General features: G+C 53.0%; 10 protein-coding genes. 3 read left to right on the forward strand and 7 right to left on the reverse strand.

Annotated elements, in window-relative coordinates; genetic code table 11:
• Positions 1-220 precede the first annotated feature (220 nt).
• Positions 221-559, forward strand: a complete 339-nt coding sequence (locus CRP01_RS35575; protein WP_143473688.1) for a hypothetical protein — start codon at positions 221-223, stop codon at positions 557-559.
• A gap of 106 nt (positions 560-665) precedes the next feature.
• Here the strand turns inward: CRP01_RS35575 and CRP01_RS35580 are convergent, their stop codons facing one another.
• Both CRP01_RS35580 and CRP01_RS35585 read right to left on the reverse strand, forming a co-directional pair.
• Positions 666-1796: a hypothetical protein gene (locus tag CRP01_RS35580; protein ID WP_099154861.1), complete on the reverse strand. Its 1131-nt coding sequence runs from the start codon at positions 1794-1796 to the stop codon at positions 666-668.
• 214 nt (positions 1797-2010) lie between these two features.
• Positions 2011-3786, reverse strand: a complete 1776-nt coding sequence (locus CRP01_RS35585) for a S8 family peptidase (RefSeq protein ID WP_099154862.1) — start codon at positions 3784-3786, stop codon at positions 2011-2013.
• A 289-nt stretch (positions 3787-4075) separates the two neighbouring features.
• Between CRP01_RS35585 and CRP01_RS35590 the strand changes: the two genes are divergently transcribed.
• Together CRP01_RS35590 and CRP01_RS35595 are read left to right on the forward strand one after the other, a co-directional pair.
• Positions 4076-4537 carry a GNAT family N-acetyltransferase gene (locus CRP01_RS35590; protein ID WP_099154863.1) on the forward strand — a complete coding sequence of 154 codons (462 nt, stop codon included), beginning with the start codon at positions 4076-4078 and terminating at the stop codon, positions 4535-4537.
• A gap of 54 nt (positions 4538-4591) precedes the next feature.
• The gene (locus CRP01_RS35595; protein ID WP_099154864.1) at positions 4592-5488 is read left to right on the forward strand and encodes a DUF1684 domain-containing protein; all 897 of its coding nucleotides are present in this window, start codon (positions 4592-4594) and stop codon (positions 5486-5488) included.
• Here CRP01_RS35595 and CRP01_RS35600 read toward each other — a convergent pair whose 3' ends face one another.
• The 5 genes from CRP01_RS35600 to CRP01_RS35620 form a co-directional block, all read right to left on the reverse strand.
• The gene (locus CRP01_RS35600; RefSeq protein WP_099154865.1) at positions 5489-6625 is read right to left on the reverse strand and encodes a glucosaminidase domain-containing protein; all 1137 of its coding nucleotides are present in this window, start codon (positions 6623-6625) and stop codon (positions 5489-5491) included.
• A gap of 373 nt (positions 6626-6998) precedes the next feature.
• Entirely contained in the window at positions 6999-8972 is a 1974-nt protein-coding gene (locus CRP01_RS35605) for a M56 family metallopeptidase (RefSeq protein ID WP_099154866.1), read from the reverse strand.
• A 2-nt stretch (positions 8973-8974) separates the two neighbouring features.
• Entirely contained in the window at positions 8975-9346 is a 372-nt protein-coding gene (locus CRP01_RS35610; protein ID WP_099154867.1) for a BlaI/MecI/CopY family transcriptional regulator, read from the reverse strand.
• 946 nt (positions 9347-10292) lie between these two features.
• A complete protein-coding gene (locus CRP01_RS35615; RefSeq protein WP_099154868.1) occupies positions 10293-11282 on the reverse strand; it encodes a PorP/SprF family type IX secretion system membrane protein in 990 nt (329 codons plus the stop codon).
• Between the two features lie 82 nt (positions 11283-11364).
• Positions 11365-17052, reverse strand: coding sequence for a T9SS type B sorting domain-containing protein (locus CRP01_RS35620; protein ID WP_170110682.1), 5688 nt, complete (start codon positions 17050-17052; stop codon positions 11365-11367).
• Positions 17053-17141: the final 89 nt, after the last annotated feature.

Here is a 17141-nt window from a genome sequence, read left to right on the forward strand (position 1 = left end):
TTGCCGATAGCTAGTACCTCCAGCTTTATACAGTGCTTTGATCTGTTTTCGCTGACTTTCGGTCAAGCCTGCATTCTTATGTAATCCCATTGTGGTCTCTTTTGATCACAAATTTAATATAAGTTCTTTTGTCATTACATCTACTCTCTACAATTCAAGATTCGATACTTGAATTAAATAATTTTTTTAATTTGTCCATTATTCGCTCTCTTAACACATAATGATGACTAAAGACCAGGTTTTAGAAACGGCCAAGTCCATGTTTCTTCAGGATAGCCGTAGAAAAGAAGTCCTTGATTTTATGACCCAGAACGGGCTATCCGGCACAGAAGCCGAGATCATGGCATCCAATGCTTACCAGGCCATTAAAGATGAACGTCAGGCCTTAATTCAGGAACAGAAGAAGGAAGAGAAAAAAAGCGGGTGGAACCGCATTATACTGGGAGCACTGATCGTGCTGGTCAGTGTGATCGTGCTATTTGCTACCGGAAAGTTCTATTACTTCATAGCAATCGGCGGTATTGTTCTGATCGTGCAGGGTTATAACAAGCTGTCCTGAGCAAAAAGTCCGGTATGTAAGCCGGACTTTTTCCTGAATCCCGTTTGGAATCCATTCTCTTTTGAGAAATTTCCAAACGGGATCTCCATACCTCTCCTGGCTAAAGCTAGGGTCTGACCGCATTTTCTTTCCAGAATAACTGCTCTGCCCTCGGTTTGAGTTGATGACGCAGATAAAAAGCGGCCTGCATTAATTTAACCAGATTGTTCTTTTTGAATGACTGGCGCAATAATTCGTAACGCTGGTGGGCTTCGAAGAAGTGCTCTGCTACCTCCAGTACAACCGCTTCCATGAGACTGGTCAATACCGGATCCTGGATCTGATAAGCGTCAGATCCTTTGAGTTTAGCCTCCAGCAGTTCCTCTGTATTTTCATCGGTGATACTGATCCGGGCCCGGGTGGATGTTTTGTCGGAATGTTCCGGTACGTTGATCCGCCAATCGTAAAGCTCATCCACTTTCAGGGGCAGTGATTTCAGGTTGACCTGCGCCCAGTTGTCCTTCACCTCACCGGAATACACGATCCCTCCCGATCCGTCCAGGATTTCCAGTACATAGGACTGGCTGACCTGTGGCTGCGACCACTGAAAGATCACGGGCTGTGCCGGTAATTTGCCGAACGGCAAAATAGGAACGATACGGCCTTCTGCATCTCCCCAACCGTCTCCACTCTTTTTCGAACCGCTCAGTTCCCCCCAGCCATCGCCGCTCTTTTTGGAGCCACTCAGTTCACCCCAGCCGTCACCGCTTTTTTTGGAACCGCTGAGTTCGCCCCAGCCGTCACCACTCTTTTTGGAGCCACTGAGTTCTCCCCAGCCATCACCGGAGCCTTTCGAGCCACTCAATTCACCCCAGCCATCACCGGAACCTTTCGAGCCGCTCAATTCGCCCCAACCGTCGCCGGAGCCCTTTGAACCGCTGAGTTCGCCCCAGGCATCGCCATCACCGGCATGGACGGCCAGATCGATCGCCGCCATTAGATAGCGATTGAACTGGGTATCGAAATTCAGTTTTTGCATACCTCCTTCCGGCACGATGTCCGAAAGCCGGTGCTCTCCGGCCTCGTCCAGTCGAATATATTTTCCATTGCTGAAGATCAGGGCCGAAGCGCTCGCAGAGAGTTTTAACGTACCGCTATTCAGCAGTACCGCACCGGCATTTACTTTTTGTTTATCCCCTTCTTCGGTATGGTATTTTACCCGTCCGTATTTGCTGATCAGAATGCTGATCGCGGACATAGATTTAGATGAATTACCCAACATTAGTAAAGGTAAAATAGAGACGGTGGATGTTTTTCCCATTTTTTTAGATCTAGATTTTTGAAAAGGCTCAGTAGATAAACAGCACCGCAAGAGGAGTTTAAAGCGGCGACCATTCCGAGGACAGGGGCAAGCACGTAGCTACAGGAACTGTTACTCCCCAAATATAATGATATTTTCCTAAACTGTGAACCTAGAATTTCACGATCCGTCCGCTATTCCGGTGACCGTCAATATTCCAGCGCCACCAGTACAGACCGGCCGGTTGGGCAGTAAGGTCCAGCTCAAATGGCGTTTGGTTTACCTGTTTTCGTTCCACCAGTTTTCCGGTACTGTCAAAGATCTCCAGCACGGAACCGCTGCTGTTGGTGTCGGAAGTAAAACGAAGCAGCCCCCGACTGGGATTCGGGTAGACCTCAATGCCGAGATCTGCCCGGGGCGTATTCACCGGCGATACCTGCCGGGCGCGCTCCACGGCGGCCAGAGCATCGATCCGGCCATAACCGGTCATGGGATTCGGCACATCCGTATCCGAATACCCGCCGCAACTGACCCGGTCGTAAGCCGGCACGGTGCTTTCCCGCATGATCTGTTCGATCAGGGCCACCTCTCCCGCGAGGTCGGGATTGGCTTCAATGATCAGCGCTACGATACCCGTCACAAAGGGTCCGGCCGCACTCGTGCCCGAAGCGGCCATAAAACCGTCGTTGCGCCGCGCAGAACGGATGTTCACCCCGGGAGCCACCAGATCCGGTTTTATGCGGCCACTCCCGTCGATGGTTACCGGGCCGCGACTACTGAAACCGGCCAGCGTATCGGTGGCGTTGGTGGCTCCTACGGCAAAAGAGCCCGCAAAAATGGCCGAAGGATCGTTAACCGATCCGCAGTCGGGGCCGTCGTTACCGGCCGAAACCACTACGACTACTCCGGCGGCCCGCAGGTTTTCTACCGCCTGTTCCAGAATTCCCCAGTTCTCGGCACTGCAGCCTTCCATGGCCGGGCAGCCCCAGGAATTGTTGATCACGTGGGGGGCCAGTTCCGGCCGGGGATCATTACCATCCAGGTCCGTTGGCGCCAGAAACCACTCAAATCCGGCCAGATAGGTAGCCGGGCTACCGTAGCCGCGTTCCATATTCCGGCAGGCGATCCAGCGGGAAGCAGGGGCTACTCCGATCTGATTGCCCTGCTCGTCATCCCCTACCGAGATGCCCATCGTATAGGTACCGTGGTCGTTATCATCACAGGGAAAATCTACCGAAAGTCCGCAGGGGTTGTTGCTGGGGTCGATCTGCTCGTCGTTGTGCAGGGGGCTGATCTCCGTGATGGCGTCAAACCAGTTATAAGAATGTTCGACCTCCGCTTCACTACCCTGCCAGCCCCGGTATTTTTCTTTCAGTGTGGGATGGGTCCATTCCACGCCCGTATCCTGATTACCGATCACCACACCGGTACCGCGGATGCCCTGGGCCCAGACTTCCGGCACATTGATCAGATCCAGGCCCCACTCCACAGGGCTGCGTCCGGAGGCAGTATGGCCCGGAAGGGGTCTCCACGCGAGCATATCTATCCAGGGATTTGCCTGGATCCGTAGCACTTCCGGCCGAGCGGCGATCCGCAGCAGGAGTTCGCGGTCCAAACGGGTATGCAGAGCGTTGACAATGAGAAAAGATTGGAAAGGACGGCCCGAAGCGCCTATTATACGCTGTACTTCCTGCTGGCTTTCCCGGGAGACTGTTTGCAGTCGTTCGTATACCAGTCGGCCCTTTCGCTCTTTGCCGTGTATCCGGGAAAGGTCATTCAGATCGGCAGTATTCCTGAACAGGATCAGGCACTCTACCTCGGCACTATTTTGGCTGTCTTCCAATAGAGTGGCGGCAATCTTTGCGGCGGGTGCCTGGGCCTGAATGGTAATTAGTATCAGTAAGCTGGCTACGGTAGCCAGGAGCAATTTTTTGTGCATTTGGTTCATAGGGATCCAATCATGTGGGTTACAAATATCGTGGTAATAATGTCGTTCCCTCCGTTTTTGTTCGTGTTTTGCCGGACAAATAACCCAAAACGGAGCCGACAAATATAAACTAATAATAATTTTTGGCTAAAAACTTATGTAACTCAAAGATTTCTTGTAATTTAGGACTTTCCCATCCTACATATCGCACATCCACCAAGTCATCCCACAAATTTGCACTATTTGAACAATGCGTTGCTAACCTCAGCTTAATTCTCTTAAAAATCGCCATCTGTGAAAACACGCTAACATGAGCAACGAGACAGTCTATTACAATGCCTACTCGGGGATGCCCCTCAGGGATAGAATTGCTGTCGTGCAGTTTTTAGAACAGCATGAGAAAACAGAGAAAAAGGAAAATATCTGTGAAGCATTGGACTATGCCCTTAAAGTAAAACCTTCCTTTGGAGGGTTCATCCTGGTTGCCCGAGAGAACGGCAAGATCCGGGGAGTGATCGTATCCAACTGCACGGGTATGACCGGCTACAACGCCAGCCACCTTTTCGTTTTCGCTACCTATAACCATAAGTCCGACTGCGATCGGAATACCATGCTGGGTCTAATGCGCGAAGCTATTCGCTACGCCAAAGGGCAGGTAGCTATGCACATTTCTCCCGACCATCCGGCACTAACGCTTTTCCAGCAACTCGGATTTAAATCTGAACTACTCGCGCTAAGGCTCGACAGCACCGTTTCTATGGCAGTAGCCTAGCACCGGAGTATTGCGGGCCTCTCCATATTTGTAACCCAACTTAAAGACGCTATTTTGAACCGGAAATTACTTTATTTCGGTCTATCAGTTCTGGTAGCCGCTTTCTCTGCTTGTGGAAACAGTTCCGAAACGCCCGACCCGGCCTACGTGCAGGAGGTCGATGCCTGGCATCAGGACCGGGTGGCCGCACTGATGGCCCCGGATAGCTGGGTAGCCCTGGCCGGCCTGTTCTGGCTGGAACCAGGAGATAACCCTTTTGGCAGTGCTTCCGGACTGCCAGTGGTTTTTCCGGAAAAAGCACCGGATACTCTGGGCACTTTCCGTCTGGAGGGAGATTCCGTTTCCATGATCATGGCTACGGGCTTACCGGCTCAGGTAGACGGCCAATCCGTGCAGCGCTATACCCTTACCGGAATGGAAACCTCACCGGTAGTTCACTTCGAAGATCTGAGCTGGATCCTTATCCAGCGTACGGACAAATACGGGATCCGTCTCTGGGACGGCAAGCATCCCAAAATTGCGGATACCGTACACATTGAACGTTTTCCGATAAATACCGATTGGCGTATTTCGGCCCGTTGGATCCCCGACAGTACCGGCCAGACCATCCGCATGCGCAATGTGTTGGACATGGAAATGGATATGGAGACCGAGGGGCGGCTCCATTTCGAGTACCAGGGCCAGAGCTACGAGTTAACCGCACTGGACGGCGGCGAAAACGAGTTTTTCATGGTCTTCGCCGACGCTACCAGTGGAGCGGAAACGTATCCCGGTGGGCGTTATCTCTACGTAGACCGGCCGGACGAACAGGGCAATACCTATCTGGATTTTAACAAAGCCTATAATCCGCCCTGTGCATTCACTGAATTTGCGACCTGCCTGCTGCCACCGGCCGAAAACCGGCTGGACCTGGCCATCACCGCCGGGGAACTCAACTACGGCGATCACTGATCAACTGACCTGCAGGATCATTCCACTTTGTACGGGGCCGTTGCCCAGCGCATTCAGGTAAATGAGCTTTTGCACGGTCGTCCGGTATTGCCGGGCGATGGTGCTCAGGGTTTCCCTTCTACTGACTTTGTGATAAACTTTCCGGACCAGCGTGGGCTGCGGCCGGGCATTCACGCCGGCGCCGTGGTCAGCCGGTAGGTAAGCGGCCAGCACAACTGCCGGAGATTGGCCGGAAGGAGCAAACTGGTCGTTATCAAAACCTGAATCAATCTTTCCCGGGTAGGGCGTGTACCGGTTCCCGGAGCTATGATCGGCCGTCAGCGCTCCGGAACGGTTTGCGGTCTGATCGTGCCGGATCCCGTAGTGCTCATTGGTCTTCTGTTCGGAGTAGGCCAACTGGTGATCGTAGGTGCCGGTGGACGGATCCCGGTACTGGTACCCGAATTCCGACCTAGGCTGAGCGTTCATTCTTTCCACGGAAGGGATCTGGGAATGAAAAACGGTCTCGTCGTTCGGTTCATTGGTGGATAGCGCATCGTTCATCGCGGTGGTTTCGACCACGTCGGTGGTCCAGTACCTGGCCGGAAGGCTGCCTTTCATGTAGAATATGGCATCATAACGATACAGGCCGTAGTCCTCAATGGTCCGGATCAGTTTTTCGGCGTACGCGCCACCGTTGGAAAAACCGGTCAGTTGCAAACCGTTGGCCCACCCGTAATAGTCGGTAGTGGCCAGTTGGAACAACATCCGGTACCGCTGGATCTTATCCGGTGCAATGATAAGATTGGAGTGATCCCGGAAGCTGGCGGCTGCGTTGGGGTACACCCGAAAGCAACCCGGCTCCAGTTCACCGTCTGCATTGTACGTCAATTGGGAGAAGGTGGACCCGGTCCAGCTTTTTCCGCACTGAATACCGAAGTGGTTGTTGGCGGAAAGGGCCAGTTCGTTATGCCCGGCTCCGGATTCCAGCAAGGCCTGAGCGAGAATAATACTGGCCGGAATACCGGTGCGCAGCATTTCCCGAACGGCGATGTCTTTGTGGTTTTGAAGGTAATCTAACTGAGTAGAATGTGGTTGTGCTGAAAGGGTGGTGACATGGCATAGTAGCCACGCCATCAGGTAGATGCATGTTTTCATTGTATACGGGGTTTGTTCTATTTCTCCATCAATTTAATAAAACCGGACCACTAAATCAAGTTACTTCAGACGGAAGATCATATTAAATCGACTTTGAATAGAACGCATTTTACAAATGAATGATTCCCCCTAAACCCCGGATAATGAATTTGTTAGCGATATTAAAATAAAAAGTGATAAGATGCCGGTAGCTATCCTGCACATCTTATCACTTTAAATTTTAACCTGTAAGATCCTCTTCAATAATGATTTAAATACACAATATGGTTTCTTCGATGATTATCATTACGGTCGGTCAGCGGCTGTCGACGTACCGGTTAAACTACGAGCTACCAATTGTGGGAGGATCCGTTTTTCGCAGCGGAAAATTGATTTATTCCTCTTTGCGATTTTGTCGGTTATGTCGGCTCTTTTCCAGTTTCTCCATTTGCTCTTCCAGGGCTTCCATTTGCTCTTCGAACCTTTTTTCCAGAGACTCCTGCAATTTTTCCATCTCCACCTCCATGGGTTCGAACCGGGCTTCCATCAGTTTTTCCATCTCTTCGCTCATCGCGTCCATCTGCTCCTCCAGGGCTTTTCTTTCCGGACTGTTCTCGTAGGCCTCCATCTCTTTTTCCAGCGCTTCGAAAGCCGCTTCGTACTGCTTTTCGAAGGCTTCGTGCTTTTCGTCAAAGATATTGGAAAGGGAATCCATTTTATGCTCCAGCATTTCCGGATTATTTTCGAATTTGCGTTGCATCTCTTCGGCCATCCGGGAAAAATCGCCGGACATGCGTTCCATTTCCGCCTGCATTTTCTGGAAACCTTCGGACTGCATCAGTTCCTGATGTCGTTTTTCCACTTCCTGCATGACCTTCTGCTGTTCCTGCATCAGTTTTTCGTAGCCGCCCTGTTCCTTCATCAACTTCTCCTGCATCGCCTGCATTTCCACCTCGTATTTTTTGGTGAGTTCCTGAATGCGCTGCATTTCCTGGCTGCTCATCATTTCCTGTTGGAGCTTTTCCATTTCAAGCTGTAGCTTCCGCATCTGCTCCCGGTATTTCTCATCCGGAATGGTATCCCGGAAAGACCGCAGTAAAGCCAGCGTCTGGGTCGGCAAGGCCCGTAAGGCAGCGGTTTCCAGTTTTTTCAGTTGGGCTGCTCCGGGCAGAGCAGCGACGATGTTACTTACCGGATTCGTAGCCTGGGCTAATACCGCTGCGGTAGCAGGTTCCACCTTTTTCGTGGGTTTCTGCTGCACATCGGCGATTTTTGGTAAGGTCTGCCTAACATCCAAACGCTCCACGGGATCGAGATTTTCAATACCGATATTTTCCCAGTAGTTTCCCGGCTCGGTCACTTCTTCGCTGTTGCGGAAGGCCAGCAGACCGGTAGCCATGCAGAAAAACAACAGACTCCAGAGTCCTTTACCGATGATCCGGACACTGCTTTCTCCTCCCAGTAGCCTTTGTACACGGCCGAGGATACCCTGCGGGCGTCCGTTGAAAGCCAGGCCCAATTGACCGCCCTGCATTCTCCATTCTTCCAACTGCGCCAGCGTCTTTACCAATGTCAGACGGTCTCCCGTAATATTTACGGCCAGCTCATCGCAACAGTGTTCGCGTTCTTCCCGGATCTGGGCGGAGATCCACCAAACGGCCGGATTGAAGAACAACAGCACTTCTACGGCAGATTGAATAAGATTGACGAGGTAATCCATGCGGCGAACGTGGGCCAGTTCGTGCGCCAGCACACATTCTACCTGTTGGGGAGACAAGCCAGATAGCATACCGACCGGCAACAGGATCACCGGTTTAAACCAGCCGACGAGCATCGGGCCGCTGACCCGCAGGCTCTCCCGCATCTCTACGGGTTGCAATATGCCCATCTGCCATTTGAGGCTGTTGAGTTTTTCGCTCCAGCTATTGCTTACCGGCTGGGTATTGACCGATCTCAGTCGTTGCAGATAAGCCAGTTCTCCCAGCATACGGATCGCCATCAGGGCTACCCCCACCAGCCACACCTGCAGCAGGATAGGAAATAATTTGCCCAGATAACCGGATTCGGCGGGAAGCTGCGGGGCCGATTCATTTAGGAAAAAAGTTCCGGGTCCCGCACCCTTTCCATCTGCGATAACATTGGAAGCGGAGGCCGGCTCGTAATAAATATAGAAGGTACAAATAACGGAGCCCAGCAATAAAAGAAGGGCGCCTACACTCATCTGGTACCGCAGTGCGGGTGAGTGTTGCCGGGTTTTTCCCAGCATAAAAGCTAACAGTAGGGTGATAATGGCACCTTGCCAAAGAGAATGTAAAATGGTCCAGCCTCCGGCTTGCACCAATGCGTCGGGTAATATTTGATTGAACATGCTTATTGCTCTTTTTCGAGGTTTTCGATCATTTTTTTAATCTGATCCAGATCTTCGGCACTGGTAGATTTACTGCCCAGTGCGTGCAGGACCAGTTTGAGGGGCGAACCTGCGAATACCGTATTCACTACCTTATCTACCATATCTTCACGGATCATTTCCGCTTCGATGACTGCCTGGTAAATGTGGGTCTTCCGGGAAGTATCCCGTTTCAGAAAACCTTTCTCGGTCATTACCTGCATGGTCTTCAAGGTGGTTGTGTATACTACATCCCGTTGTTCGCTGAGTGCTGCGTGTACTTCACGTACACTGGATGATCCGTTTTGCCACAGTACGGCGAGGATATCCAGTTCCGCATCAGTAGGTTTTTTCATGGTCATTAGATTAATCTACGATAATTATCGTACGACAAATATATACGATAACTATCGTAGATGCAAGGTCTCTCTGTTTTTTCTTGCGAAAACCAAAAAGAAAACAAGTATAAAAAACTGGTTTACTGACTATTACAAAAATATACGAAATTATAAAATGAATGGATGAAAGCTTTAAAAGAGGTAGGTTTTGATGAAAATCATTAGGATAGATAGGACCTTTGTGATCTTTTTGAGATCAGTTTTCTTCCATAGTATTCATTCGGTAGTGATCACGAACAATGCTGCGCAAATATGATTGGCTTGGGAAGCCTCACTTAGCACCTTTTTTGATTGCTTCAATTTTGCTCGACTTTAGCATTTTATTTTGCGTCCAGTAAATAGAGTAGGAAAACGGACACTATAGATCAATATATGGCCAGGGCTAAGCCCTTCGATGTAAAATCCGTTACTGATCTACAGATATTTTCGCAGCTACGCCGCTGACATGAGTAAGGGCATCGCCCTGTAATATTTGTAGCTGCATGATGGAGATCAGATCGGGGAAGGGCATCGCCCTGGAGATAAAATGGGATTTCCCCACCAAGTGCAGGGCTGTTCAGTTCTATAAAAACGCAATGCGAATTTTTCAATTACAATGTCAAGCACAATAGCAAGCAAAAGGCAGCTTTCTGCTCCGATTTTGACCTTTTCGCCTGATTTTGAGTTATTGAAATTGCTATTGCCATTGAAATTGCCATTTTTTATATTCAATAATTTGAGAACTGAACAGCCCTACCCCACCAAGTGAGATATCGCTTTTCCACCCCCTCCGCCCCCGCCAGCGGGGGAAAGTCCTCAATTGGCTCCTTGTACTCCAAAAAATAATTTACATAGTTTTATTTCCTACGGTACCATAGCCCCACAGCATTACATAATCTAATCATCATAACATCAAATCCTCAACCTATTCCCAGGAATAGATCAAGTTTAACTCCGCCGAGTTCCCGAAAGCCGACCGGTACACCCCAAGCGGAATATCGAAGCCGATCCCGATCTTAAACTGCCCGGCATAAATATTCAGGCTCTCCCCCAGGATCATACCCGTTTCCAGATGCAGTCTGGCCGAAAAAGCCGCTCCGGTGCCACTACCCGCACCCAGGCCTACCCAGTAAAAATCACTGATCTGATAACGCAGGTTAGCATCTATACTGACGGGGCTCCCCGGTACATAGCGGATCCAGGCGGAGGGTTCGAGGAATGAGGCCTCCGTGCCGAACCAACTCACGGGGATGTAACCGCCGACCACACCGTACATATGCTGGATCCGCTGGATATTGAACTCATTATTGGTGGTATCCCGGAAAGTCGTATTGAGGCCGAATACCTGGGGTACGGAAATGCCGGCGTAAAACAGGTCACTGTGGTAATAAAAGGCACCCAGACTGAAATCGGGGTGATAGATCAGGTCCCGTTCCAGTGGCCCCAGTTCGGCATCGGCAAACTGGATATCCGAAAGATTGGCCCGGTACTGCACGATGCCTGCGTTCAGTCCGAAAACCAGTGCCTGTTCCGTTCGCCGTCCCATCTCGATGCGGTAAGCGAACTGGCCGTACAATCCGGTTTGATCGATCAGTCCGGTCTGATGCCGGATGATGTGTCCTCCGGTTACGATCTGATCGTACTCGGGTAGCACCGCTTCAAAATTAAGCACCTGGGTATTCGGGCTTCCTTCGGCATTCCACCACTGCTGCCGGTAGGAGGCCCCGGCCGAGAAGTACCATTCGTTCACCAGATAATTATTGGACAAACTGGCCGGATTGATCACATTCCAGTGATCCCGGTAAATGGTAAAGGCCGGTAACTGCTGAGCTTCAGCCCGGCAAAAACAAAACAGCATCGCGATGAAGAAGAGTTGAGTGATGCCGATCTTATAAGGAGCAAATAGGTTTTTCATGATCTTGGGTTTTGGGTATGTATGGATCCGAACCGGGAGTTTACACGCCGGCTACGGATCGCAGGCAGTCGGTTCCACCTGATTACCTGACGACGTAAACTGTTTGGGTTCGTTCAAAACTGCCTTCCGGCACAATGGTTTCCAAATGACAGTAATAAGCGCCCTGCGGCACCGGCTGTCCTTTAAAGGTTCCCTTCCAGGGATCGGAGTTTGTATAATCGTTGGATTGGAAGATGATCTCTCCCCACTGATTGGCAATGGTCAGTTGCAGTCGCAGGTCTGAATCGCCGGGCGTATAGCCCAGCACGGTCAGTTCATCGTTGCGACCATCGCCGTCCGGAGTAATGCCCTCCGGCAGATAGGGTAAATTGAGTACTTCAATATTTACCGTAGCCGTATCGCAGGCTCCCGCGCAGCTTCCTCCCAGATAGCAGACCTGGTACACAAATTCGACGGTTCCGCGCCGCTGCTCATTTTCGTAAAAGCGAAATCCGTTTGGTAAGGTTTCCAGGATACCGAAGGCCGGTTCCGTCAGTGCGGTCAGCTCGATATCGGCACCGGCAGCGATATTGTCGTTTTTCAATACGTCCATGAAGATCTCCGTGTTGGCCCTTTCCAGCACAAAAGCGTCCGGTTGGGCAAACAGGGCACTCTCGTACACCACCCGCACCGTATCACTGCCAACCGAGCCGCATTCGGAAATTTCTACCGTCCAGACAAACAGATTCTCTCCGGGTACCAGATCGGATACCGTAGTGTTTGCACTGCCGGAATTATTGATACGTGCTCCGGATAAGCTGGTCCAGAAACCCGTGCCCGTTCCGGGGTTACAGGCCTGCAAACTCGTCACCCGTTCGCAAACGGTCTGATCGTCCCCCGCACAAATGGTCGTACCGACCGGCAGGCCGTTTACGATCAGGGTGAAGGGGCCGGTTTGGTCGTTCAGGCAATCTCCGTCCCGGACCATAACGTAGTAATCCCCGGCATCGGCCGTCTGGATGTCCGGCAGCACGACCATCGGTTCGTTGGTCCGGAGAGTATCCCGATTTGGGGTGATCCAGAAGTAATCCACACTACCGAGGTTGTTGGTACTCAGGATCAGTTCTTCACCCTGGCAAAGTTCTTCTTCACCCTGCAGGAAATTCAGTACACCGGTCAGGCTCTCCCGGAATATGATGCTTACACTATTGGATTCACTCAGGCAGGGATCGGCGGGATCCACCGCTCCGGCCGGACCGGTCGCATTGCCCGCCCGGGCCGCCGCCAGATACTGGGTATTGAGCGACATCGAAGCGGGATCATAGGTAAATACCGGTTCGTTATAGGTTTTAATTACCACTCCGGACATTTCTTTCAAAACGAAGACCAGAGCATCATTGGGGTCCAGGAACTGATCTCCGTTGTGAACCAGTTCAACCGGGCTGCTGCTACAGGCCTGCACACCTCCCCCGAATACTTCCTCCAGACTACCCGCATCGGTCGTGCATTCGCCGCCACCCGTGAGGGTGATCCCGATCCGGAAGCGGACCGTGGTCGAACAGCCGTTGGCGTCATTCAACTGCAGCGAATAATTACCGCTTTGCAAGCCGTCAACTACCGCATTTCCGGCGGCTGCCTGACTGGACGTACCGGCGGATGGGCCCGTCCAGCTGTAATCATACGGCGGCTGTCCTCCGTTAACACTGAATTCCGCCCGCCCGTCGGCAGCACCGGCCATAGAGGCGGAATCAAGTTGCACGATAGCCACGGCCGGTCCCGCCAGAATAGTGACCGTTACGGCCGCGGAAGCTGCGCAACCGTTCGCATCCGTCACCTGGTACAGGAGGTCGACGGTACCCGGCTGGGCCGATCCGGCATCGATATTGAGCGTTTGGAAATTATTATTAGACAAGGTATAGTTACTGGCCGAACCACTGGCCTGGTCGAACCATTCGTGGGTATATGGCTCGGTGCCACCGGTAGGAAGTCCGGAAATTTCTCCGGTATTGCCCACGCAGATCGAGATCGGGTTGGCACCCGCTCCCGGTCCGCCGGGGCTGCTAAGGGTAACCGTAGCGGAAGGGCCGCTGCAGCCATTTCCGTCGGTAATCACGATATCCGTGTAAACTCCATCTCCCAAATTATCTACCCGGATCTCCCCCGCAGCGGAAGCATCCTGCGCAATGGACACGACTGCACCCGCAAATGTATAACTCCCGTCGTAAGGCGTACCGGGATTCAATCCGCTGATCACAATGCTACCGTCCGGATCGCCGCAGGTACTCGGATTAATGCCCGTCACGGTGTAGTCAGGAGCTGGAATGATACGAAAATCCATATTATCGGATACCGGGGGACAGCCGGCACTTCCGTTCGTAGTCAGCGTAAGCGTCGCACCCTGGCCGCTGATATCATTGGGGCCGGGTGTATATGCGGTAGTCGGATCGTTGCTGTCCAGGAAGGTGCCGTCTCCGTCGGTGCTCCACTGGGCGCTGGTTGCCGTTCCACCGAAACTTCCCGCCAGGTCTACCGGCTGTCCTTCACATACGATCTGGGACGGACCGGCATCAACCGTAGCATTATTTTCCGAATAGGTAATCGTCATCTGATCCCTCACATCGGGGCACTGTCCGGTGGGATCCACGCCCAACAGCGTCAGCACTACGCTGGTTACTCCGGTGGGCGGTGTGTATTCCGCATTGAGATCCAGGTTATCCGGCGTAAAGGTACCACCAGGCACCGAGGCCGACCAGCCGCCGGATACGCCGCTCCCGCCGATGACTCCCGCTAAAGTAGTGGGCGCATCCGTGCAGACCGTTTGATCCGGGCCGGCATCAACCGTCACCCCTTCGGTATAGGTAATGATCATGTCGTCACTGAGGTTCGGGCATTCCGCTGTACCGCTGGTGGTGGTTAAGGTTAGGGTCACCGTGGTGATGCCCGCCGGAGGCGTATAGGTGGCATTCAGGGTGTTGGCATCCGGCGTAAAAGTTCCACCGGCCACCGAGGCCGACCAGATGCCGGGACCAGCCGGATCACCGCCGACCGTGCCCTGTAGATTGGCCGTCACTCCGGCGCAGAGGGTTTGGTCCGGGCCGGCATTCGGTGCGTCCGGGCTGGTGTTGACGCTGACCTGCACCCGGTCCGTAGCCGTACAGCCCTGCGCATCCGTTACCGTAACATCGTAAATGGTCGTAGTAGCCGGACTAACCGTGATGCTGGCGCCGGCACCGCCGGGTTCCCACTGGAAGGTATAGGAGCCCGCGCCGCCGGTAGCTACTGCCGTGAGCGTAATTTCTTCTCCGGCGCAGATCACCTGATCCGGTCCGGCATCCAGAGTCGGAGCCGCCGTATAGGTGATCACCATATCGTCAGTGAGATTAGGACATTCGGCCGTCCCATTGGTCGTACTTAAGGTGAGGGTAACCGTAGTAGCCCCCGCGGGAGGCGTATAGGTGGCATTCAGGGTATTGGCATCCGGCGAAAACGTTCCGCCCGCAACCGAAGCCGACCACAGGCCGGGTGCCGCCGGATCTCCGCCGATCGTGCCCTGCAAACTCGCCGTTTCTCCCACACAAAGGCTCTGATCCGGACCCGCATCGGGCGTTGCCGGGCTGGGGTTGACACTCACCTGCACCCGGTCCGTATCCGTACAGCCCTGCGCATCCGTTACCGTAACATCGTATATGGTGGTGGTCGCCGGACTGACTGTGATACTTGCACCGGCACCACCGGGTTCCCACTGAAAAGTATAAGAGCCCGCTCCACCGGTAGCCACCGCCGTGAGGGTAATTTCCTCGCCGGCGCAGATCGCCTGATCCGGTCCGGCATCCAGAGTCGGAGCCGCCGTATAGGTAATGATCATATCGTCACTGAGATTAGGGCATTCGGCCGTCCCGTTGGTCGTCGTCAAGGTCAGGGTCACCGTAGTGGCCCCCGCCGGAGGCGTATAGGTCGCATCGAGGGTATTGGCATCCGGCGAAAACGTTCCGCCCGCAACCGAAGCCGACCAGACACCGGGGCCCGCCGGGTCTCCGCCGATCGTCCCCTGTAAACTGGCCGTTTCTCCCGCACAAAGGCTTTGATCCGGGCCCGCATCGGGCGGCTGGGGGGCGGCAACTACCCGCACGATCACCTGATCGACGTCCTCACATCCCTGGGTATCCGTGGCGGTAACGTTGTATACGGTACTTTCCGTCGGGCTGACGGTGATGGTTGTTCCGGCACCGCCGGGCTCCCACAGAAACGTGTACGGACCCGTGCCACCCGTTGCGGTAGCGCTGAGAGTAGTTGATTCTCCGGAGCAGATCGTCTGATCCGGTCCGGCATTCGCGGTGGGACCGGGTATTTCCAGCACATCTCCGGAATCAACGGCCAAACAGCCGTTAACATCTTCGATCGTTACAGTATAGACTCCCGGAGGAAGGTTGGAGATCGTTTGCGAAGTTCCTCCGTTACTCCACTGATAATTGTAGGGCGCGTCCCCACCGGTCGGATTCGCCGTCAGGCTGCCGCTATTGCCTCCGACGCAACTGGGGGTCTCATCGATATTTCCGAGTATGACGCCACAACTGATCGTCTGACAGGCCGCGTAATTGGAAGTAGTTGGGAAAGCGGCATTGGTCGTAATGGTGGCCGTCACTACATCCCCGTTACTAACGGAACCCGCAACATTCAGACTCCAGCTACCGTCGGCAGCGGAGGTCGTCACCCCGACGAAGGTCCGGCCCTGACAGGGGTTAGGCGTTCCGGCCGGGCAATTGGGATCCTGAATGAATACTTCTACCGTACCGCCGCCAATGCTGCTGGTACCGGCTATTTCCGCCAAACTGGCGGTGGTTATATCTAAGGTAATGGGACTGAACATACGGAGAATCCCGGCTGTAAAATTGCAAAAGAGACTGTTCCGGGAAATAGCCGTAGGAATACTCGCCGGTACCCGGATCCCCCAGGTGTTAAAGGCAATGGTATTATTGGTGATCGAACCCCGGCTGGTATTATTGGTGATGAATACCCCGCTGGCACTGTTGCCCAGGAAGAGCGTTCCGGCCGGATTGGTGCCGATCACATTACTGGAGATATTGAAAAAGACCTGACCGTCCGTTCGGATAGCATCACTGCCGTTACTGGCGATGGCGTTATCGGTCACATCCAAAGTGGGGATACCGGGCAGCAAGCTCGTATAGTTGATACCGGAGCCTCCATTACCCAGGCCGGAACTAAAAGAAGGGTCGGTACCGATATAACTCCCGTCCACGACCAGGTCGGTATTGATCGGGATCAGGATACCGTTGTTCCCGTTATCCACAATAATGGAATTACTGATATCACAACTTATGGTTGCGAAGGTGACGCCGGCATTAATACCATTGCCGGTAAAATTCTGGATCCGTAAACCGCTGATCCCGGCATTATCCGCCATTAGGCTGAAACCGTCTACCGTGCCGGCCAGCAGACTTCCGTCGACGATGACGTCTCCCAGGCTGTAGCCGTTCCCTACCAATCCGTCTATTTGGGTATCGGCACCCGTAATCGGGGGCAGTGGGGTGCCTCGTACAAAGATGGTGTAAGGCGCCGCTCCCGCGCTGAATGCAAATCTGATGTTACTGGCAGTACCGTCACTATTGGCGGCGTTAATGGCCTCGCGGAGGCTACAGTCACCGGCATCACAAGAGCCGTTCGTATCCACCGTTTTGGTGACAATATACGTCATGGTCGGCTGGCTGTAAGCGACCGTACCCGCCATTAATGCCAGGACAAAAAATAGAGATCTGACCAAGATGGGTTGCACAAGTAAGGTTATCGATCGCATAGCTTTCCCGGGTACAAGTAGGGTTTTTGGATTGATGGTGTTCGTTTTCATTTTTTCGGTTTCTTGGA

The organism is Flavilitoribacter nigricans DSM 23189 = NBRC 102662 (genome assembly GCF_002646595.1).
GTDB classification, from domain to species: Bacteria; Bacteroidota; Bacteroidia; order Chitinophagales; family Saprospiraceae; genus Flavilitoribacter; species Flavilitoribacter nigricans.

Excerpts from the sequence above, each read along its gene's own strand:
- CRP01_RS35575 (WP_143473688.1), top strand. The coding sequence starts at position 221 with ATGATGACTAAAGACCAGGTTTTAGAAACGGCCAAGTCCATGTTTCTT.
- CRP01_RS35580 (WP_099154861.1), bottom strand. The coding sequence starts at position 1,796 with ATGTCCGCGATCAGCATTCTGATCAGCAAATACGGACGGGTAAAATAC.
- CRP01_RS35585 (WP_099154862.1), bottom strand. The coding sequence starts at position 3,786 with ATGAACCAAATGCACAAAAAATTGCTCCTGGCTACCGTAGCCAGCTTA.
- CRP01_RS35590 (WP_099154863.1), top strand. The coding sequence starts at position 4,076 with ATGAGCAACGAGACAGTCTATTACAATGCCTACTCGGGGATGCCCCTC.
- CRP01_RS35600 (WP_099154865.1), bottom strand. The coding sequence starts at position 6,625 with ATGAAAACATGCATCTACCTGATGGCGTGGCTACTATGCCATGTCACC.
- CRP01_RS35605 (WP_099154866.1), bottom strand. The coding sequence starts at position 8,972 with ATGTTCAATCAAATATTACCCGACGCATTGGTGCAAGCCGGAGGCTGG.
- CRP01_RS35610 (WP_099154867.1), bottom strand. The coding sequence starts at position 9,346 with ATGAAAAAACCTACTGATGCGGAACTGGATATCCTCGCCGTACTGTGG.
- CRP01_RS35615 (WP_099154868.1), bottom strand. The coding sequence starts at position 11,282 with ATGAAAAACCTATTTGCTCCTTATAAGATCGGCATCACTCAACTCTTC.